Below are 19,318 nucleotides of genomic sequence, written 5' to 3'. Positions count from 1 at the left end.
ATCGCGACAATTGCAGCGATGCCGGACGGAAAACTCCAGTTCGAGCCGCCACTCGGCTGACACCGGGATGTCCAGGTCGCACCAGCGGAGCGTTGAGAAGCGTGCTGTTTCGACGGGTTCCGACAGCGCCAAGCGGCTGGCACTCAGCGCTGCGGTGCTCGGTACGCTATTCGGATGGTGGTGGCCAGCCTCGATGCCACGCGACCTTGTCGGTTATCGTCTCTCTAAGCTTCTGAGTCATTTATGAGAATCGCTGCGCTTTGCGATTGTCGGGAGGGCCGCGGACGGTGTCTGGGCACCATTCCGCAGCCCTCCCCTGAGCGTCCTCCCACGCGACGCTTGACAGCGAATCTCTTGAACCAAGCCTATTTCGGACCATGCGACGGCACCATGACCGGAGCACTTCGTCGCAGCCAGATTTCCGCTTGGCGAATCCGCAAAGGGCTCCCAAACTGACTTCACCGGTTCGTGAGTAATCCCCGCAATTCTCAACAGGGGACACAAGCTTTAGGGTTTCGTTGAGACTTGGCCACTAGAGCTTGACGCGCCGGTCGGTAGTCCATAGGTTTTAGTCTCTGGTCGGCGCGGGTGTGTTTGTGGTCTCCGCCGGCCCCTCCGACAGTGTTGAGAGGCAGCACCCCGCCCAGATTCGAAGCCCTTGGCGGGGGGTGGGTTTTGCGTCTCTGCCGGCGGGATTCTTCAACGGGGTGCGATCAGCCGCCCCCGGGCGTTAAAGTGAGCGGGCGTCGAACAAGAACTTGAGCCGAATGGCGCCAGGGCGGGACGGGCCCTCGCCACGGAACCGACCGGCGCAAAGCCGCCGGAAAAACAAACGGGGCGAGAAGAATGCGAATTGAGCGGCGCTTTACCAAGGACGGCCAGTCTCCCTACGCGGAGATCGCGTTCCGGCTGACCACCAGCGAGATCAGGAATCCCGACGGTTCGGTGGTGTTCCGGCTCGACAATGTGGAAGTGCCGGAATTCTGGTCGCAGGTGGCCTCCGACGTTCTCGCCCAGAAATATTTCCGTAAAGCGGGCGTCCCCGCGCGCCTGAAGACGGTCGAGGAGAATTCCGTCCCGTCCTTCCTGTGGCGGCACGTCGCCGACCATGCCGCGCTGTCGCTGCTGCCCGAGGCCGAGCGGTATGTCGGCGAGCATTCCGCCAAGCAGGTGTTCGACCGGCTGGCCGGCACCTGGACCTACTGGGGCTGGAAGGGCGGCTATTTCGATACCGAGGCCGACGCGCAGGCCTTTTTCGACGAGCATCGGACCATGCTCGCGATGCAGATGTGCGCGCCGAATTCGCCGCAATGGTTCAACACCGGCCTTCACTGGGCCTATGGCATCGACGGTCCCTCGCAGGGCCATTATCACGTCGATCATGCCAGCGGCGAATTGAAGAAGTCGGATTCAGCCTACGAACATCCGCAGCCGCATGCCTGCTTCATCCAGTCGATCAACGACGACCTCGTCAACGAAGGCGGCATCATGGATCTGTGGGTGCGCGAGGCGCGCCTGTTCAAATACGGCTCCGGCACCGGAAGCAATTTCTCGCGGCTGCGCGGCGAAGGCGAGAAGCTCTCGGGCGGCGGCAGGTCGTCCGGCCTGATGTCGTTTTTGAAGATCGGCGACCGCGCCGCGGGCGCGATCAAGTCCGGTGGCACCACGCGCAGAGCAGCCAAGATGGTGGTGGTCGACGCCGACCATCCCGATATCGAGCAATATATCGACTGGAAGGTGAAGGAGGAGCAGAAGGTCGCCGCGCTCGTCACCGGCTCGAAGATCAACCAGAAGCACCTGCGCGCGGTGCTCAAGGCCTGCGTCAATTGCGAAGGCTCCGGCGACGACTGCTTCTCGCCGGACAAGAACCCGGCGCTGAAGCGCGAGATCAGGCTTGCCCGCAAGGCATTCGTGCCGGACAGCATGATCAAGCGCGTGATCCAGTTCGCGCGCCAGGGCTATACCGACATCGATTTCCCGATCTACGACACCGACTGGGATTCGGAGGCCTATCTCACGGTCTCCGGCCAGAATTCCAACAATTCGGTGCGCATCACCGACGATTTCCTGAAAGCGGTCGAGACCGACGGCGACTGGAATCTCACCTGGCGCAAGACCGGCACGGTCGCGAAATCGCTGAAGGCCCGCGATCTGTGGGAGAAGATCGGCTACGCCGCCTGGGCCTGCGCCGATCCCGGCCTGCAATTCCACACCACGGTGAACGACTGGCATACCTGCCCGGCCTCGGGCGAAATCCGCGCGTCCAACCCGTGCTCGGAATACATGTTCCTCGACGACACCGCCTGCAATCTGGCGTCGCTGAACCTGCTCACCTTCCGCGACAAGGACACCAAGCAATTCGACGTCGCATCCTACGAACACGCCGTGCGGCTGTGGACATTGGTACTGGAAATCTCCGTCATGATGGCGCAATTCCCCTCGAGGGAAATCGCGCAGCTGTCCTACGAATACCGCACGCTGGGCCTGGGCTACGCCAATATCGGCGGCCTTCTGATGTCGTCCGGCATCCCCTATGACTCCGATGCCGGCCGCGCCATCGGCGCAGCATTGACCGCGATCATGACCGGCATTTCCTACGCCACCTCGGCGGAGATGGCGGCCGAACTCGGCGCCTTCCCGGGCTATGCCAGGAACCGCGAGGCCATGCTGCGGGTGATGCGCAACCACCGGCGTGCGGCCTATGGGGAAGCTGCGGGCTATGAGCAGCTCGGCGTCAATCCGGTGCCGATCGAGGCCGCGCATTGCCCGGACCAAAACCTGGTGAAACATGCCAGGCTCGCCTGGGACAAGGCGCTGGCGCTCGGCGAACAGCACGGCTACCGCAACGCGCAGGCGACCGTGATCGCGCCCACCGGCACCATCGGCCTCGTGATGGATTGCGACACCACCGGCATCGAGCCGGACTTCGCGCTGGTGAAATTCAAGAAGCTCGCGGGCGGCGGCTATTTCAAGATCATCAACCGCGCCGTGCCCGAAGCGTTGCGCACGCTCGGCTACAGCGAAGCCGAGATCGCCGAGATCGAGGCCTATGCGGTCGGCCATGGCAATCTTGCCCAGGCGCCGGGCATCAACCACTCGACGCTCAAGGCGAAGGGCTTCACCCATGAGGCCATCGCGCTGGTGGAGAAGGCGTTGCCGACCGCCTTCGACATCAAGTTCGCCTTCAACAAATGGACGCTCGGCGAGCAGTTCTGCCGGGATGCGCTGTCGGTCTCGCCGGCCGACCTCGCCAATCCGACCTTCGATCTTCTCGCCCATCTCGGTTTCAGCAAGCGCGAGATCGAGGCCGCCAACATCCATGTCTGCGGCGCCATGACGGTGGAAGGCGCCCCGCATCTGAAGCCGGCGCATTATGCCGTGTTCGACTGCGCCAATCCGTGCGGCCGCACCGGCAAGCGCTATCTCTCGGTCGAGAGCCATATCCGCATGATGGCGGCGGCGCAGCCCTTCATCTCGGGCGCGATCTCCAAGACCATCAACATGCCGAACGAGGCCTCGGTCGACGATTGCAAGAACGCCTATCTCCTCTCCTGGAAGCTGGCGCTCAAGGCCAACGCGCTCTATCGCGACGGCTCCAAGCTCTCCCAGCCGCTCAATTCGCAGCTCATTGCGGATGAAGATGAGGACGACGACGAACTCGAGGCCTTCCTCGACAAGCCGCAGGCGGCGCGCACCGCGCAGCTGGCCGAGCGGGTGATCGAGAAGGTGGTCGAGCGCATCACCGTGATCCGCGAGCGCGAGAAGCTTCCGGACCGCCGCAAGGGCTATACCCAGAAGGCGGTGGTCGGCGGCCACAAGGTCTATCTGCGCACCGGCGAATATGACGACGGCCGGATCGGCGAGATATTCATCGACATGCACAAGGAAGGCGCGGCGCTGCGCTCCTTCATCAACAATTTCGCGATCGCGGTGTCGCTCGGCCTGCAATATGGCGTGCCGCTCGAGGAATATGTCGACGCCTTCACCTTCACGCGGTTCGAGCCGTCCGGTCCGGTGCAGGGCAACGACTCGATCAAGTTCGCGACCTCGATCCTCGACTACGTGTTCCGCGAACTGGCGGTGTCCTATCTCTCGCGCTTCGATCTCGCCCATGTCGACCCAAGCGAAGGCGGGTTCGACGCGCTCGGCAAGGGCGTGGAGGAAGGCAAGGCACCGGAAGTGCCGCCGGCCGCGAAATATCTGTCGAAGGGCCTGACCCGCTCGCGCACCGACAAGCTCGGCGTGATCGCGGGCGACGCCCGCGGCACCACCGGCGGGGCGTCGCAGCAGGCCGCGACCAACGTCACCTCCTTCCATACGGCGGGTGCGGTGGCGCTGAAGTCCGGCGCGGCGCCCGCGCTCGACCTCAACCCGGTGGCCGAGCGCATGCGTGCGATGCTGGACGAGCCGAAGGTGCAGCTCCAGCCGAAGGCCGCGATCTCCGAGCGACGCGCCGAAGCCAGGGCGCGCGGCTACGAGGGCGAAGCCTGCGGCGAATGCCAGAACTTCACGCTGGTGCGCAACGGCACCTGCATGAAATGCGACACGTGTGGAAGCACGACGGGGTGTTCGTAAGAAAAGCGGAGTTTGTTAGTGTCAGAGGATAGGCGCGTAACTGGACGCTCCGATGAGGAGGTCCGCCGAATCGCTGAGAACGCAAAGAGCGAGTACGGCGTTTCACGGCGCCGTCCCGTCAATATCGTTCGGTGTCTTGAGTCAGGCTCGGTTCCCACCATTTACGGTCGAAAGAAACTTGTCTTTCGAATCGTCGAAGACGACGACCCGGAGTTGGGCGACGCAGCCGCGAAGACCGAGTTTGCAAAGGGCGTGGTTACGATCACCGCAAAGCGCGGCGTACGCGACAGAGCCCAAGCGGGCTCAGGTCGTGATCGCATGACGCTAGCTCACGAACTCGGCCATGCAGTGTTTCATCATGGAACACCGCTGTTTCGGCTTCTAAACGCTACTGGTTCAACGAAGCTAGCCGAAGAGAAAGCGTACGAGTCGGCAGAGCATCAAGCAAAGATATTTGCGGCCGCATTTCTGATACATGATGACGATGCTGCCAAGATGCGCGGCGCCGAAGAAATTTCGGTCGAATTTTTGGTGAGTCTTGAGGCAGCAAGAATATGCTTTGAAAGGCTAGCTAAGAAATTGGAGCGCTCCAAATCAGCGGAGCGTGTCAGAAAGTTAGCCGATGAGACCCGAGCAATCTTGTCTGGAAATTCGACCCCAAAAAAGGTCGTGTACTTGGATAGTTTATGCGGGACTTGTCATCAGCAAACGCTTTTGCCCATTGCCAACAAGGTCTTGTGTGATACTTGCGGATTTATCGGCGATGGATTTCAAGACGGTGATCCGCTCTAGCTGAAGTGCGACACGTGGCTGCACGGCAGGTGTTCGCAACACACCGGGCACGCTTCAAATACTGCTCTCCCCGCTATCCCTCGATATTGTCATCGCCCGCGAAGGCGGGCGATCCAGTCATCGCGCCGATGATCAGTGGTTGCTGGATGCCCGCCTGCGCGGGCATGAGCGGTGTTGGATGGCTGCCGGTGGCGCCCCCCGAATCAGATACTGATAGCGCCGTTCGCGTCATCGCTTAGGCCGGGACGCCCGGCATCGCAGCACCAACATCCGGGGACACACATGACCTTCACCCGCCTTCGCGTTCTTGCCCTTGCCCTCATCGCGCTTGTCGCGCTTTCCTTCGCCCCCACCGCCCATGCCGACCAGGGTACCGTGCATATCCGCTTCCTGAAGGGCGGCTGGGTGATCGGCGGCACCATCGGCGAAGGCACGCTCACGTTCCGCGGCCGCCGCTATCCGCTCGCGATCGGCGGCCTGTCCTACGGGCTGACCTTCGGGGGCGCGGCGATCAACCTACGCGGCACCGTGCGCAACATCAATTCGCCGCGCGATATCGAGGGGGTCTATGGCGCGGGCGCGGCGGGCGCCGCGATCATCCGCGGGCCGCAGGCCGTGGTGCTGACCAACCAGCGCGGCGCGGTGATGTCGCTCGCCGGCACGCAGACCGGCCTGATGGTCAACCTCGATCTCAACGGCATGGCGCTGACGCTGAAGTAAGTTATCGTTCCGCTAGCTCGGGTGGCTTCGTGCCTCATCACGAAGCCACTTGATTTCCGTTTATTGAAACCATGGTGGGTCGCGAAAGGTCCAAAGACTCATTTGTCGCGTATCGCGCGTACAAAACATTTCAATATTTCAAGTCTTGATTTTTCAATTTTTTATCCAACTAATGTTAGCTGTCCAGTGGCGGGGCATCGTTTCTCCGTCTGGAGATTAGATTCCAGTTCCGAACCGAGAATCATAATGACCGTCGGCGATGATGACCTGCAGTCATTGGTGCTTAGCGTCCTAAACGGGCGGCCGAGTGGAATGACGGCAACGGAATTAGTTACGAAGATATCCCAAGAGCGAAATGTGGACCCGGCGGTAGTTAGACGTTTGTTGCTATTATTGTTGGAGAAAGGGAAGTTCTCCGTCGGCCCAGATTTGAATTTGCGTAAGGCCACCGAATTGCACGCGCAATAAGGATTCGAATTGCTTGATCATCTCTGCTGCGGAACGCAGTGATCGTCGTCACAACGCTACCTTGAGCGATCAGCGTAGCGCCTTTCAGCGTGATCGCGATAGGATCCTCTACAGTTCTGCTTTAAGGCGATTGGCTGGCATTACGCAAATTGCGCGGGCGGGCGAGGCAGATGTCTTTCACACACGCCTTGCCCATACATTAAAGGTTGCCCAGGTCGGTCGACGCGTCGCCGAGTTCGTCATCGACCGTCAACCCGAAGAAATTTCGACATTAGGAGTTCATCCAGAGGTCGTTGAGGCGGCATGTCTCGCGCACGATCTCGGACACCCTCCCTTCGGCCACCACGGAGAGAAGGTTTTAAATGAACTAGTAATTCAGGATAATCCTGACGGGTTCGAAGGAAATGCGCAGTCTTTTCGAACGGTGACTCGGCTAGCCGCGAGATTCGAGAGTTGTATGGGTCTCGATTTAACTCGAGCAACTCTGGCTGCATGCATAAAATATCCGTGGCCAAGAGACGCCGATCACCCAACTCACAGCAAAAAATGGGGAGTTTATGCATCTGAGCGAGAGGACTTCGACTTCGCTCGCATGAAGTCTCAGTCCATAAGGAAAACTGCCGAAGCTGAGCTCATGGACTGGGCAGATGACATCGCTTACTCCGTTCACGACTTGGAAGACTTTCACCGTTGCCGCCTGCTGCCGTGGCGAGAAATCTTAAGTGAAACCGGGCGGGACAAGCTTGTGTCAAACGTCATCTCAAAGGGATCGGACTTGTCCAGATCGGAACTAATCGTAGCACATGAACAAATGAGAGCCTTCATTGAAGGCGTAGTTGGAGCCGAATTATACGACCCGTATGAAGGTACGCGCGAGCAACGCGTCACCGTCCGGGTAGTAACTTCGCAGTTTATCGGGCACTTCGTTCAAGCAACTCGGTTACGATTGCCCTCGAATGAATCCGAGCCGTGTATCGACATATCACCAGAAGTCAGAGCGCAGATTGCGATTCTCAAGCAAATCACGCGTGACTACATCATTGACATTCCAGCGCTCGCAGCTCAGCAACACGGTCAGGCTCGAATGTTGCGCGAATTGTTCGAGGACTTAAGGGACCTCGATGCGAAATCGTATCTGCCCAAAAGATTTTCATATCTTTTCGAAGATCAAACTTCGAAAGTTAGAGCAATCGCTGACTGTCTTTGCTCTATGACTGAGCGCGAAACAGTTGGTCTGCACGGGCGATTGCGCGGCTATGACGCTGGGTCGTTGTTGGATCCGATCGTCCGATAATCGCCATCGCATTTATAGGACCAAATTCCTCATTTCCGCCATCTTCCCCTGATCTATTCCACCGCATCCCGTCCCGTCCAAGGGGCGTCTGATCAGCGTCATGAGACGCGGGGCGGGATGCGGTGGCCGTTGCGGGCGTCAAGACGTGGCAACTGCAGCGGCAGGTTCAAGCCGCGTCCCGCCGTGCTAGCTGCCGGCGTTTCGGTGGAGGAACGTCCACCGGGGACGATGGAGCAGACCCTCAAACACCGCGCGCGGAACGCCGACGTTTTCGGCGGTCCGTGGTGACTATCGCTCATGCGCTTTCATACATCGCGCATGGGGCCATGGGCTGGCTGAAAGCCCGGCGTTCCGCGCGCCCCTTGGCATATCGGCCTGTCCGATATGCCAGCGAAACAAGGGCCACGGGTCTTGGAATACGGGCGCGCCCGCGCCGGCCAAAAAATCAGGGACGGCGGAGCCTTGCCGAAATCCCGCGCCGCAGCGTTCCGCGTGCCCTGCTGTTCGCGCTTACTTCTTCGCCGCGGTCATCGCCTCGATCGCCTTGAGGCCGGGATTGTCCAGGCAGCGCTCGATGAAGGCGTCGGTCTGTTTGCGCAGAGCCTCGACATTGAAACCGCTGCCGCCGGTCTTCCCGAGAATGAAGCCGTGCAGGAAGGCGATGGCGACATCGCGATTGCCGCCGCTCTCGCGCATCACGTCCTTGCAGGCATATTGCTCGACACTGCGGTCGCCCGAATCCGGCATCTTGTCCTTGTTCTCCTGCGCGACGGCAGGCGCGGTCATCAGCATCGCGCAGCCCGCCACCACCAGCCGCAAACGATAAGCCGTCATCGTCATTGTCTCCCACCCATCGTTCGCGCGCCGCTCGAAACCCCGTCAGCAATTCACCGAACGGAACATGCCGCTGCATTTGCGGCCGTCCCGCCCGAACGTGATGGCGCCGAACGTGCCGGGCTGCGATGTGCCGGTGAGGTCGCCGCCGAGCGTGCTCATCGGCGAAATCGAGCCGCCGCGGCGCGTGCCGGTGTCGCGATATCCGCCCTCGCCGACCCCCGGCAGGAAACCGGTGGGACCGTCGCAATTCAGACTGCCGGACATGGCGTTGCAGCCCTGCGCGGGCGCCGCAACGGCGACCACCGCGATCCATGCCGCTGCCAAAGCGATCCCCCCTGCACGCATCCATGCCCCCATCGGAACTCCGTGTCCCGGAACCCGCTCGCCCGTCTATAGGCCCGCGGCGTGCGGGCGCCAAGCCCGCCGGAAGCCCGCCTCGTCACAAGCGCGCCTCAAGTCCGCCCGGCTTACGTTTCCGGCTCGGTGGTGAAGAACAGCGGATAGCCGTTCTGCTTGCCGAGTTCGGTCGCCTCCTTCGCCTTGGTCTCCGCCACGTCGCGCGTATAGACCGCGATCACGCAGGCGCCGCGGCGGTGCGCCGTCATCATCACCGCATAAGCCCGCTCGGCGCCCATGCGAAACACCGCCTTCAGCACCTGCACCACGAATTCGCGCGGCGTGAAATCGTCGTTGAGCAGGATCACCTTGTAGAGCGGCGGGCGCGCCGTCCTGGTCCTGGTTTTCGTGCGGGTCTTGACGATCGGCTCGGGCATCGCAGCCTCCCGGGTCGGAACTTCTCCATCATACGGCAACGAGAGCGGAACCGGCACCCCGGCCGGCGATCACGGTTTCGCGCGGGGCAGGAACGCAAGCAGGCGGTCGATCAACGCGGCCTGCGACGGCAGGATTTTCGCGCGCGCAACCTCGACCGGGAACCACTCCGCCCGGTCCACCTCGGCAAACCGCTGCATGCGGCCGCTTCGCGGCGGCCATTCCATCTCGAAGCGGCCCGGGACGATCGACAGAACATCAAGGTCGCCTTCCAGCGCAAAAGCGGTGACGATCTTGCCGCCCTTCTGCTTCACTTCGCCGAGCGGCAGACACTCGCCGAGCGGCACGCTTCCGAGTTCCTCCGCAAACTCGCGACGCGCCGCCGTCAGCGCATCCTCGTGAGCACCGTATTCGCCCTTCGGGATCGACCAGGCTCCGGCGTCCCGGCCTGCCCAGAACGGCCCGCCCGGATGCACCAGCAGCACCTGCACGGCGCCGCGGTCGCCGCGCCGGTACATCAGAAGCCCCGCGCTTCGTTTCGGCAGTGCCGCCTCACCCGCTGACGATGAACGTCACCCCGACGCCCCGCTCCTGCGCCCGGCGCGAGAAGCGGACCATCTCGGCGAGCCAGCCCCGCGCGGGGGCCGGCGCCCGCGGACCTTCGGTTTCGATCAGCGCGACAAAAGCGGCAAGCTGTTCGGGCCTGAAGGAAAATTCCTCGTAACTGCCGATGATGCCATCATGCGGCAGACCGTGCAGACGCTCGCACAGCGCCGAACCTTCAAACGCACTCCAGGCATCTTCGGGAATCGGGCGGCTTTCGAAATGCGCGTCGTCGGCCGGATCGCCGGGCGTCACGTCGTCGATCCACGGGCCGCGCGCGGCATAGACGCGGCCGACCTCACGCGCGCCCTGGTCCAGCATCGATGCGGCCTCCGGTCAGCGATCGAAGGCACAAGCATAGCGTGCCAAACCGAGGCTGGGAACGGCGTCAGGCGGCCGGCTTGAAGTTCATCGCTACGCCGTTGATGCAGTAGCGAAGGCCGGTCGGCGGCGGACCATCGGGAAACACGTGACCAAGATGGCTGCCGCACCGGCTGCAATGCACTTCGGTGCGCACCATGCCCAGGCTTCTGTCGACGGTCGTCTCGACAGCACCGGGTTCGGGATCATTGAAACTCGGCCAGCCGGTGCCGCTTTCGAACTTCCGGCCGGACCGGAACAGCGGTTGCCCGCAGCCGGCGCATTCAAACGAGCCGGCGCGCTTCTCGTAATTCAGGGCACAACTTCCCGGCCGCTCGGTGCCGTGCTGCCGCATGATGTAATATTGCTCCGGCGAAAGAAGCGCACGCCATTCGGCATCGCTGCGTGTTACCGGATAGACCTTGGTGTCGCTGTCGTTCATGCGTCAAATATGGTCCCTCGGCCGCGGTCTGCCAAGTCCGCACTCCAAGTCCGCCTCCTTGTCCGCCCCTGCATCCGGATGAGCCACAATGATTGAGACCACGATCCGCTTCGTGCTGTCGAATTTCACCCTCACCTTCCTGTTGATCGGACTGATCGCCTCGGGCATCGCCTACGCGGCGAGGCCTGCGCCGCGCACACGCGCCCAACTGATCGAGGCGCTGTTCGCCTACTTCCTGCTGTTCTCGATCGGCGTCAGTTTTTTCTACAATTTCGTGATGCATGTGTTCTTCGGGGAAATGGCCGCGCGCTTCATCGGCTGGGCCGACAGCCCGTTTCAGACCGAGGTCGGCTTCGCAAGCCTCGGATTTGCCGTGGTCGGATTGCTGGCCTTCCGCGGCGACCGTGGCCTGCGCACAGCCGCCGTGGTCGGGCCGTCGCTCTTTCTCCTCGGCGCCGCCGGAGGCCACGTCTACCAGATGATCGCGGCGCGAAATTTCGCTCCCGGCAATGCCGGCATCATCTTCTGGACCGATCTGCTGATCCCGGCGATGGGCCTTGGGCTGCTCTATCTGCAGCGTCGGGAGCGTGAGCCGGAGCCGTTGATCACGGCACGCTGAAGAAGATTTGCGTTGCGCTGCTGCCCGGCCGGTCCGACAGTGACGAATTCAGGACCGGTCGGGGACGCGTCAGAACCCACGCGACGAAGCCTGAACGCGAACCGTCCATCGCGCGACTGACAAGGACCGTCTTTCCGTTCACGAAGGAGAAGGCCATGTCGATATCGTTGAAGTCCGCACTCGCGGTCGCCCTGATGGCGGCTTCGATCGGCGTTGCATCGGCCCAGCAGGGTCCCACCCGTCAAATCCAGGTTCTGCCCGCTCCCGGCGGAGAAGGAGCGCCGGCACCTGCAGCGCCAGCCGTGGATGCGCCCGACGGCGCAAACGCAGATGCGGCAAATGCCAATGCGGCCCCGGCCCAGGAGCCGGCGGCTCCGCCGCGGCGACGACCGGGCCGTCCGCTGCAGCAGGCCGCGCCTGCCCCGGATGCCGGCCCGCCTCCCGCCGACGATAACGCCGGCGCGCCACCGCCCGCAGGTGCACCGCCACCCGGCAAGGGCGGGCCGCAGAAGCTGGTCAAGGAAGGTCCGCCGCCACCGGTGCTGCTTGAGAAGAAACCGGTCGTGCGCCACAAGCCCAAGCCCCGCTACCACCGCGAATACGGCTACCGTCCGCGTTACGATGGCTATTACCGCCGCGGCTATGGTGGAGGTGGCTATGGCGGTGGCGGCTACGGCGGTGGTGGATACGGCGGTGGCGGCTACGGCGGTGGCGGCTACGGCGGTGGCGGCTACGGCCGGTACTGATCAATGACGGCCTGAAGGCGCGGCGGCGCTGCAACGAGCAGCGCCGTTGCCCTTCCAGCACTCATTTCTCGACATAGTCCGCGCATCGAGGCACGTCGCCCTGCATGCCCCAGGGCATGATCGGGACGCTGGAGGTCGAATTTTTCGGCGAGCCTTCGATCAGGCGGTCGGAAAACACCATATAGACAAGCACATTGCGCTTCGCGTCGCAGCCGCGCACGATCTGCATCTTCTTGAAAAGAAGCGAACGGCGCGAGCGGAAAACATCCTCGCCCTGTTCGAATTTCGCCTTGAAACGAATCGGACCGATCTGCCGGCAGGAAAGCGAGATGTCGGACACCTCCTCGGCGACTCCGAGCCAGCCCTTGAAACCGCCGCGTTCGGGCACCGTGAAATGGCAGGCGACCCCCTCAACGTCGGGATCATCAAGCCCGTAGGTCGCCAGCTTGTCGTTCGGCGACATCCATTTGAAGACCGTGGAGCGCTTGAAGATCAGATCCGGATCGTCCGCCGCAACGGCAGCCGCAAGAGAGACCATGGCCGCCACCGCGACCGAAACAACGCGCAAAGCCGCCGCTCGCATCCACCTGCCTCCGGGTTCGCCGAAGAGATAGTGATGCGGGCGACGGACAGTAGGGATTGACGGCCGAATGTGCCGTCCTTAGCGCCGGGGTCCCTGATAACGCGGGTTGACCACGCACATGTCGGTACCAATGCGGGTCTGCATGCATTGCCCATAACTGACAAATCCGCAGCTCATGGTGCCGCCTTCTCGCCCGCCGGTGATGACGCACCAGGGGTAGTTGACCTCGGCTGCCGCCGGGGCAACGCCCGTAAGCAGGGTTGCGCCGATCAGGGCGGCGGCGGTCAGGAATTTCATGTTGATTTCTCCGACTTGGTTGCTCGCTTGCGGGCCGCAATCCCGGCCGCCGGGACCGCCCGCAGACCATTGCCCAAACAGCGTTCGGGCTGCACCGTTCCATTTCGAAACGCAGCCCGTTGTGGTCGCGCGCCCCGCGGTTCCGGTTCGAATTGTATCATAGGCGATCCCGCAGAGCGTGAGGCTGCCGGCCAGCGCCAGTAACAACCCCGTCATCAGAACAAAGCGCTCCGCCGGAGGCATGGCCGAAAGTCCTTGTGGAAAGCTGCGCACGGAGGTTCGTGGCCGCCGGCCATCGGGACGTTCGGGGGCGCGTCTGGAACTGGTTAGCCGGGCGTCACCGGACCTGAATAAAGCCGGCTGCGATTGGATCGCCACCTTCGCCGCTCGGCCGGACCGGAAAATCTTGCAGCCACCTTTGAACCACCATTCCGGGCGGCGCGACGAATGGCCATCAGCAATTCACCTTCAGGGAACACGAGCCATGACCATCACGAAAACCGCCCTCGCCGCCGCGATCCTGGCCGTTATGGCCGTGTCCGCCCAGGCCCAGCAGGGTCCGACCCGTCAAATCCAGGTTCTGCCGGCGCCGGTGAAGCAGGCGCAGGCTCCCGCGATTGCCGCCGATCCGGCTCCGGCCAAGGTCGAAGGCGAAGCCCCGGCAAACGAAGCGCCGGCTGCCGACACCGCCCCCGAGGCGGAGGCCCCCCAGGCTGCGCCGAAGCCGGAGCCGAAGATCATCGTGGCGGTTCCGAAAATCGAAGCCAAGCCGGTGGTGAAATTCGTGGAGCCGAAATTCGCTCCCCCGGTCCGCAAGGCGTACGGATATGCAGGGTACGGCAAACGCGGCCCGACCTGCCACTAAGCTTCCCGCAGAGGATGATCACCGGCCGCAGCGATGCGGCCGGTGACGTCGTTTCCGCAAGATGCGGTGAAGTTGTCAGCGAATAGTGCGGAAGAATTCGTCGTCGGGGGATCCCTGTCGGATCACGATGACACGGCGGCTGCCACCGGACGGCGATTCATAGGTGTATTCGGTCCAGCGCCGGACAATCCGCTCTCCACTTCGTGCCCGGCGTCGATTTTCGCGCGCTTCGGCCCGTGCCTTGGCGCGAGCCTTGGCGCGCTCCTGCCGTGCGCGTTTCGCTTCCGCACGGCGCTCGCGCTGCAGGCGAATCCGTTCGGCGCGATCAAGGCGGCGTTGCTCGCGCGGCGACAATCGGGGCTTGGCCTCATCACGAGGTTTGACCACCTCTCCTCGCGGATCCGGTTCCGGCAAGACAATCGAACTCGTGTTTCGCACCGGCTCGCGCGCGGGACGCAGCGTCGTCACGTCCGCGGCCGGAGCGTCGTCCGATGCCGCTCCGGTCGTGCCCGCGGTCGCTGCCGGCGCGGTCGCCGTCGTTGGCGCCGCGGGAGGGTTTGGCAACGAAACTTGCTGAGAGCCGAGTCCCTGCTTCGGCGTCGTTCGCGCGGTGGCCTTCGGATGGGCAAGTTTCAGGCAGCGCGCCTCGATATACGGCCAGGTCTGAGCATCGCAGGGCTTGCCGGCCGGGTCCTCGCCTTCACGTGCGAGCATGCGCACGTCCGGCGGCTCACTTGCGTTCGACCAGTCGCCCAGTTTCTCGGAACTGGCATTCAGCAATGCAAACGCGCTGGTCACGCCGAGAAGGATGGCGGTTCCGGCAACCACGGTCGCCGCGAACTGCGCGCGCCGACGCTCGCCCGAACCAAGGGGCTTGTCGAACGACACACGAAACGGGTTGAATTTTGTCATCCGGGCTCCTGTGGAGGGAGAACGAAGCAACCCGGCCGCGGTTCCTCTTCAGGAGCTGCCACCTCACAGCCATGTGGCTTTGGCTCGTTTCGATCCGCTGATAGGAAGAGCGAAGGAGCCATTCACCGATGAACCGACGGCACATGCTGACCGGGATTGGTGCCGCTGCGGCGGCGGCGATAGCCCTGCGTGATGCGGGGGCACAAACGGCGATGAGCCGAGCCACGGCGCATCTGTTTTCATTCAGGAGTTTGGACGGCGCCGACATTCGCCTCGCCGATCAGTCCGGCCGTCCGGTGCTGATCGTGAACACCGCCTCGCTCTGCGGCTACACACCGCAATATTCAGGGCTCGAGACCTTGTGGACCCGCTATCGGGACCGCGGCCTTCTGGTGATCGGGGTCCCGTCCAATGATTTCGGCGGCCAGGAGCCGGGCGGCGCCTCCGAGATTCACAGCGTCGCGAGTCGGCACGGCGTCACATTCCCGCTCACGGAAAAGGTCGCCGTAAAGGGCGCCGCGGCGCATCCCTTCTTCCGCTGGGCCGCGGTTCAGAAACCGACGGAAACGCCGCGCTGGAACTTCCACAAATATCTGATCGGACGGGATGGCACGCTTGTCGCGAGCTTCGCCTCCGCGGTGGAACCGACCGATCAGCTTGTCGTCGCCGCGATCGAACGCGAGTTGCCTCGCGCCTGACCGCCTTGAAGCCGAACGCCGCGATTTAGCCGCGATGTCCCGAAATCGGCCAGATTTCGTCACAAATCCTAACTTGCGGCGCATTTTCGCGTGTCGCAGTCACCACAGATAACCTTAATCCCCGATCCCCACCGGTATCCATGGGAGGATTCGTTGACTCTTGTGGCAGAGCGGGTTTTCCATGCCATACCAATGTCATGCGGGCCGTGCCGGTCCGCGGTTCATGAGGGGGTTCACCATGCGCCACTCGTTCGCGTGCGCTATTTTGGTTTCTGCATCGCTGGCGGGCGGTGCGGCCTTTGCGCAGACGCCGGGCACCGCACCGGCCGCTACCAAATGCGCCAATCCCAACGCGCTCGGCGTATCCCGGACCGTCGAAATCGACACCACCGGCGGTCCCGGTTTCGGCTTCGAGCATTTCAAGCAGCACGACTTCCTGCGCAACAAGGAAGTGCTCCTGACCTTCGATGACGGCCCGTGGCCGACCACGCCGAAGGTGCTGGCGGCGCTCGCCGAGGAATGCGTGAAGGCAACCTTCTTCGTGATCGGAAAGCACTCGACCTATTATCCTGAAATCCTGAAGCAGGTGGCGGAGGGCGGCCACACCATCGGCACTCACACCTGGAGTCATGCCGATCTGGGGCGAAAGAACATCACGCCCGACCAGGCCAAGGAAGAAATCGAGAAGGGCATCAGTGCGGCCAATATCTCGCTCGGCTCGGAGGTGGCGCCGTTCTTTCGCTTTGTGGCATTGCGGCATCCGCCGGAACTCGTGACCTATCTGGGCGAGCGCAACATCGCGATTTTCTCGACCGATATGGACTCGTTCGACTTCAAGGCGCGCCGGCCCGAGCAGGTCGTCAACGCGGTGATGAACAAGCTCAAGAAGTTCGGCAAGGGCATCGTGCTGATGCACGACTTCCAGGCCCACACTGCGGACGCCGTTCCGGACCTGCTGAAGCAGCTCAAGGAGGGCGGCTACAAGGTGGTGCACATGCGTGCAAAGGGCACCGTGAAGTCGATGGCCAAATACGACGAGATGATGAAGAAGGAAGCCAAGCTTCCGACCGTCGATCAGCGTCCGACCGCCAGCGTCGTGCGTACCGTCGAGTGACGCGCAACACGATATCGTTCAGGGATGAAATCGCCGGGGCCCCATGCCCCGGCGATTTCCGTTTTCGGCCCCGTGCAGCCCGGCGCGGTCGCAGCGTGACAATGTTCCGCGCCTCTTCGCAACCCTAGCCGTTGTCGCCGCGCGTATGACCTATCGCTTCATTGGTTATGCCATTGTCTCGGAAGACGGCATGCTCGCCGATGCGGGCGGAACGATCCCCCCTGCGCTGATCGTGAAGGCGGATCAGGACTTTTTCATGCGGGGCCTCGATGCAGCCGCAGCCCTTGTGCACGGCCGGAACTCGGCGGAGCAGCCAACCTCCCCCGTGCGGCGCAGGCTGATCGCCACGCGTCAGGTTGCAACCGCGGAACCGGTTGCCGGCCAGCCGCATGCATTGCACTGGAACCCGCAGGGTGTGCCGGTGGAGACCGCTCTCGCCAGGCTGGGAGTTGCGGACGGCAATGTGGCAATCATCGGCGGAACCGACATTTTCGGCCTGTTCTTGTCAAAATACGACGTATTTCACCTGACCCGCGCCTCGGATGCACGCCTCCCCGGCGGCCGGCCGGTGTTTCCCGGCGTGCCGGACCGGACACCGGAAGCGGTGCTTGCCGCGACGGGGCTTCAGCCCGGAGAAGCCCGCATGCTCGATGCGGAACGCGGGGTCCACGTCGTGACCTGGTGTGGTCCGCTGGCAACGTCCGGGATCAATGCGTCGCCCCGGTAGGACAATACGGGTGACGCCGCCGTAATTTCAGGCAATGTGTATCTCGAATGACGATTCGATTCTTTTCTTTGGTCACGCGGGGCCGGCGGTAGAGGGGGCCGACTCCGCAGAGGTTCCTCCCGCGTGGCGTATCAAACTTGGGGCGGCTCGATTGGCCGCCCCTTTATTTGCAAGCAAGCGAGATTTGCAAACGAGCGAGCCGCCGCACGGTCAGCGGAAACCGCGATATCCCCTTCGGCGCGGTACCGGATCGCCGGAAAACCGCGGATTGACCGCGCAGTCTCCACCGGTCGCAGACACCGCCGCCAAACATTGCCGCAGCGTGAAATACGCGCATTCCATCGCTCCATCGATCCGCGAGCAATATTGGATGTCGTAAGTGTAGCGCTGCGCGGCCGCGGGCGAGGCCGGCAGGATCAGCACGCCAATCGCGAGCGCCAGCCCCGGTATCGTCCTCATGCCAGGTCTCCTTTTCCTGCACCTATCATACGCGCTGCGCTGACGGGTCGGCATAGCCGGGGCGCCAGCGTCCGACCGCAAAGATCACCAGCAGGCCGCCAATCAGCGAAAGATTCTTCAAAGCCTGGATCATGTTCGCGTCGCGATCCGGTCCGCTCATGGTCCAGAATGGGTGGAAATACCAGGTCGCCGCAATTGTGAACAGGATCAGCAGCACCGCGCCGGCGCGGGCACCGATATTGGCCGCGATCATCAGCGCGGCTCCAATCTCGATCACGCCGACCAGGATGGCAAGCAGGGTCGGCGTTGCCATTCCGCTCGCGGCCTCGAGCTGTGGCGTATAGGCGGTGACGATTTCCGGCAGCAGCACCTTGGCCCCGATCTGATCGGCGGTGCCCGGAATGTCCATCAGCTTCTGCGCGCCCGACAGAATGAATACGAGCACAAACAGGATGCGTCCGAGAACCAGCAGACCGTTCATGACAATAATCTCCCAAAAAAACCTGACGGCGCCGCCATCGGAATCGGCAGCCTATCGTGATTGCGCGTCTGGGGCGCTCAACTCTTGGCACCCTTTTTCGGACTTTTCTTTCCCTTCGCCGGGCGACCTTTCCGGGCTGCGGGCGCGCGCGACTTGATCTCCACGATCAGCGCGCGGACTTCCTTGTCGCTCTCATTTGAGGTCGCGGTCTCCTGCGAGGGCAACCACAGCGCTTCGCCGGCCTTGAACGACAATTCATAGGCCTTGCGCCCGGGCGGGGAAAAAACGATGGAGCCGTCGGTCAGCGCATAAAGAAACGTGTTTGGCCGCGGCACCGCCGGTTGCTTGGCGCCGGGCGCGAGACGGATCTCGCGCACCTTGATCTGCTCGTTTTCGAGCAGCGGCGGCGGCGCTGCGGGCGCATTCTGTGCGCAGGCGATTGACGCCGGCAGGATTGACAGCGCGAGGGCAAGGACCGGAATTTTCATGAGGTTCGCTCGGTGGATTTCCCGGCCGTCCTGCGTGCCCGCGATGGCAATCGTGAGGCAGAGACACCCGTGCCTGATCGTCTCGCAAGACCCCGTCAGCCGCAGAAACCGCGCGACACCAGGTGATAATTGCCGCCCGGATCGCGCCGCCAGCAGCGGCCATTGTACCAGTAATACCCGGTTCGACGCCGTTCCATCTGCGCCCCGAGGGCGGCGCCTGTGGCCGCACCGATGATCGCTCCGGCTGCGGCACCGCCGCGTCCGCCCGCCGCGCCCCCGATGATCGCGCCTGCAGCGCCGCCGAAGATCGCGCCGCCGATCAGACCTTCCTGGGATGCCGCCTGCTGGGGCGGGGTGGCGAAGGCCAGTACAAGCAGCGCTGTGCCGGTCATGGTGCGAATCATGGTGATGCTCCCTCTCTCCATGCTCGAAAGGAAGCATAGCATCGGTCGCCGCGACGCTTCAAC

General features: G+C 62.9%; 23 protein-coding genes. 10 read left to right on the top strand and 13 right to left on the bottom strand.

Annotated features, from left to right (window positions below):
• The first annotated feature begins 846 nt into the window (after positions 1 to 846).
• The 4 genes from AB7F49_RS18630 (at position 847) to AB7F49_RS18615 (ending at position 7,849) form a co-directional block, all read left to right on the top strand.
• On the top strand, positions 847 to 4,575 hold the full coding sequence (locus AB7F49_RS18630; protein ID WP_428525017.1) for a vitamin B12-dependent ribonucleotide reductase: 3,729 nt from the start codon (positions 847 to 849) through the stop codon (positions 4,573 to 4,575).
• 213 nt (positions 4,576 to 4,788) lie between these two features.
• Complete coding sequence (locus tag AB7F49_RS18625) at positions 4,789 to 5,367, top strand: ImmA/IrrE family metallo-endopeptidase (protein WP_428525015.1); 579 nt, start codon at positions 4,789 to 4,791, stop codon at positions 5,365 to 5,367.
• A gap of 282 nt (positions 5,368 to 5,649) precedes the next feature.
• A complete protein-coding gene (locus tag AB7F49_RS18620; RefSeq protein WP_428525013.1) occupies positions 5,650 to 6,087 on the top strand; it encodes a hypothetical protein in 438 nt (145 codons plus the stop codon).
• A gap of 481 nt (positions 6,088 to 6,568) precedes the next feature.
• Positions 6,569 to 7,849: a deoxyguanosinetriphosphate triphosphohydrolase family protein gene (locus AB7F49_RS18615; protein ID WP_428525011.1), complete on the top strand. Its 1,281-nt coding sequence runs from the start codon at positions 6,569 to 6,571 to the stop codon at positions 7,847 to 7,849.
• 510 nt (positions 7,850 to 8,359) lie between these two features.
• On the opposite strand, the gene AB7F49_RS18610 is transcribed toward AB7F49_RS18615, so the two are convergent.
• The 6 genes from AB7F49_RS18610 to msrB form a co-directional block, all read right to left on the bottom strand.
• Positions 8,360 to 8,683, bottom strand: a complete 324-nt coding sequence (locus AB7F49_RS18610; protein WP_428525009.1) for an HdeA/HdeB family chaperone — start codon at positions 8,681 to 8,683, stop codon at positions 8,360 to 8,362.
• Between the two features lie 45 nt (positions 8,684 to 8,728).
• Positions 8,729 to 9,043 (bottom strand): hypothetical protein, encoded by a 315-nt coding sequence (locus tag AB7F49_RS18605; RefSeq protein WP_428525007.1) that lies wholly within the window; start codon positions 9,041 to 9,043, stop codon positions 8,729 to 8,731.
• A 110-nt stretch (positions 9,044 to 9,153) separates the two neighbouring features.
• A complete protein-coding gene (gene clpS / locus AB7F49_RS18600; RefSeq protein ID WP_428525006.1) occupies positions 9,154 to 9,459 on the bottom strand; it encodes an ATP-dependent Clp protease adapter ClpS in 306 nt (101 codons plus the stop codon).
• 69 nt (positions 9,460 to 9,528) lie between these two features.
• A complete protein-coding gene (locus AB7F49_RS18595) occupies positions 9,529 to 10,002 on the bottom strand; it encodes an NUDIX domain-containing protein (RefSeq protein WP_428525066.1) in 474 nt (157 codons plus the stop codon).
• A 7-nt stretch (positions 10,003 to 10,009) separates the two neighbouring features.
• A complete protein-coding gene (locus AB7F49_RS18590) occupies positions 10,010 to 10,381 on the bottom strand; it encodes a hypothetical protein (protein WP_428525004.1) in 372 nt (123 codons plus the stop codon).
• Positions 10,382 to 10,448: 67 nt separating this feature from the next.
• Entirely contained in the window at positions 10,449 to 10,862 is a 414-nt protein-coding gene (gene msrB, locus AB7F49_RS18585; protein ID WP_428525002.1) for a peptide-methionine (R)-S-oxide reductase MsrB, read from the bottom strand.
• Positions 10,863 to 10,950: 88 nt separating this feature from the next.
• Here msrB and AB7F49_RS18580 point away from each other — a divergent pair, with 88 nt between their 5' ends.
• Both AB7F49_RS18580 and AB7F49_RS18575 read left to right on the top strand, forming a co-directional pair.
• Complete coding sequence (locus AB7F49_RS18580) at positions 10,951 to 11,481, top strand: DUF6790 family protein (protein ID WP_428525000.1); 531 nt, start codon at positions 10,951 to 10,953, stop codon at positions 11,479 to 11,481.
• 155 nt (positions 11,482 to 11,636) lie between these two features.
• A complete protein-coding gene (locus AB7F49_RS18575) occupies positions 11,637 to 12,227 on the top strand; it encodes a hypothetical protein (RefSeq protein WP_428524998.1) in 591 nt (196 codons plus the stop codon).
• A 61-nt stretch (positions 12,228 to 12,288) separates the two neighbouring features.
• Here the strand turns inward: AB7F49_RS18575 and AB7F49_RS18570 are convergent, their stop codons facing one another.
• Together AB7F49_RS18570 and AB7F49_RS18565 are read right to left on the bottom strand one after the other, a co-directional pair.
• Positions 12,289 to 12,810, bottom strand: coding sequence for a CreA family protein (locus tag AB7F49_RS18570; RefSeq protein ID WP_428524996.1), 522 nt, complete (start codon positions 12,808 to 12,810; stop codon positions 12,289 to 12,291).
• A gap of 78 nt (positions 12,811 to 12,888) precedes the next feature.
• Positions 12,889 to 13,107: a DUF3551 domain-containing protein gene (locus tag AB7F49_RS18565; protein WP_428524994.1), complete on the bottom strand. Its 219-nt coding sequence runs from the start codon at positions 13,105 to 13,107 to the stop codon at positions 12,889 to 12,891.
• Positions 13,108 to 13,591: 484 nt separating this feature from the next.
• On the opposite strand from AB7F49_RS18565, the gene AB7F49_RS18560 reads away from it, so the two are divergent.
• Complete coding sequence (locus AB7F49_RS18560; RefSeq protein ID WP_428524992.1) at positions 13,592 to 13,972, top strand: hypothetical protein; 381 nt, start codon at positions 13,592 to 13,594, stop codon at positions 13,970 to 13,972.
• 75 nt (positions 13,973 to 14,047) lie between these two features.
• On the opposite strand, the gene AB7F49_RS18555 is transcribed toward AB7F49_RS18560, so the two are convergent.
• Complete coding sequence (locus tag AB7F49_RS18555; protein ID WP_428524990.1) at positions 14,048 to 14,884, bottom strand: hypothetical protein; 837 nt, start codon at positions 14,882 to 14,884, stop codon at positions 14,048 to 14,050.
• 128 nt (positions 14,885 to 15,012) lie between these two features.
• Here AB7F49_RS18555 and AB7F49_RS18550 point away from each other — a divergent pair, with 128 nt between their 5' ends.
• The 3 genes from AB7F49_RS18550 (at position 15,013) to AB7F49_RS18540 (ending at position 17,423) form a co-directional block, all read left to right on the top strand.
• Positions 15,013 to 15,582 (top strand): glutathione peroxidase, encoded by a 570-nt coding sequence (locus tag AB7F49_RS18550; RefSeq protein ID WP_428524988.1) that lies wholly within the window; start codon positions 15,013 to 15,015, stop codon positions 15,580 to 15,582.
• A gap of 238 nt (positions 15,583 to 15,820) precedes the next feature.
• Positions 15,821 to 16,696, top strand: coding sequence for a polysaccharide deacetylase family protein (locus AB7F49_RS18545; RefSeq protein WP_428524987.1), 876 nt, complete (start codon positions 15,821 to 15,823; stop codon positions 16,694 to 16,696).
• Between the two features lie 145 nt (positions 16,697 to 16,841).
• On the top strand, positions 16,842 to 17,423 hold the full coding sequence (locus tag AB7F49_RS18540) for a dihydrofolate reductase (RefSeq protein ID WP_428524985.1): 582 nt from the start codon (positions 16,842 to 16,844) through the stop codon (positions 17,421 to 17,423).
• A gap of 210 nt (positions 17,424 to 17,633) precedes the next feature.
• On the opposite strand, the gene AB7F49_RS18535 is transcribed toward AB7F49_RS18540, so the two are convergent.
• From AB7F49_RS18535 to AB7F49_RS18520, 4 genes are all read right to left on the bottom strand, one after another.
• Positions 17,634 to 17,882: a DUF3551 domain-containing protein gene (locus tag AB7F49_RS18535; RefSeq protein ID WP_428524983.1), complete on the bottom strand. Its 249-nt coding sequence runs from the start codon at positions 17,880 to 17,882 to the stop codon at positions 17,634 to 17,636.
• Positions 17,883 to 17,907: 25 nt separating this feature from the next.
• Complete coding sequence (locus AB7F49_RS18530; protein WP_428524981.1) at positions 17,908 to 18,363, bottom strand: DoxX family protein; 456 nt, start codon at positions 18,361 to 18,363, stop codon at positions 17,908 to 17,910.
• Between the two features lie 77 nt (positions 18,364 to 18,440).
• Positions 18,441 to 18,851: a hypothetical protein gene (locus AB7F49_RS18525; protein WP_428524979.1), complete on the bottom strand. Its 411-nt coding sequence runs from the start codon at positions 18,849 to 18,851 to the stop codon at positions 18,441 to 18,443.
• Between the two features lie 95 nt (positions 18,852 to 18,946).
• A complete protein-coding gene (locus AB7F49_RS18520; RefSeq protein WP_428524977.1) occupies positions 18,947 to 19,255 on the bottom strand; it encodes a glycine zipper domain-containing protein in 309 nt (102 codons plus the stop codon).
• Positions 19,256 to 19,318: the final 63 nt, after the last annotated feature.

Origin of the sequence: Pseudorhodoplanes sp., from assembly GCF_050250235.1 — a bacterium.
Taxonomy (GTDB): Bacteria; Pseudomonadota; Alphaproteobacteria; order Rhizobiales; family Xanthobacteraceae; genus Pseudorhodoplanes.
The sequence above is the reverse complement of the archived record's forward strand: the minus strand, read 5'-3'. Positions and strand labels throughout refer to the sequence as shown.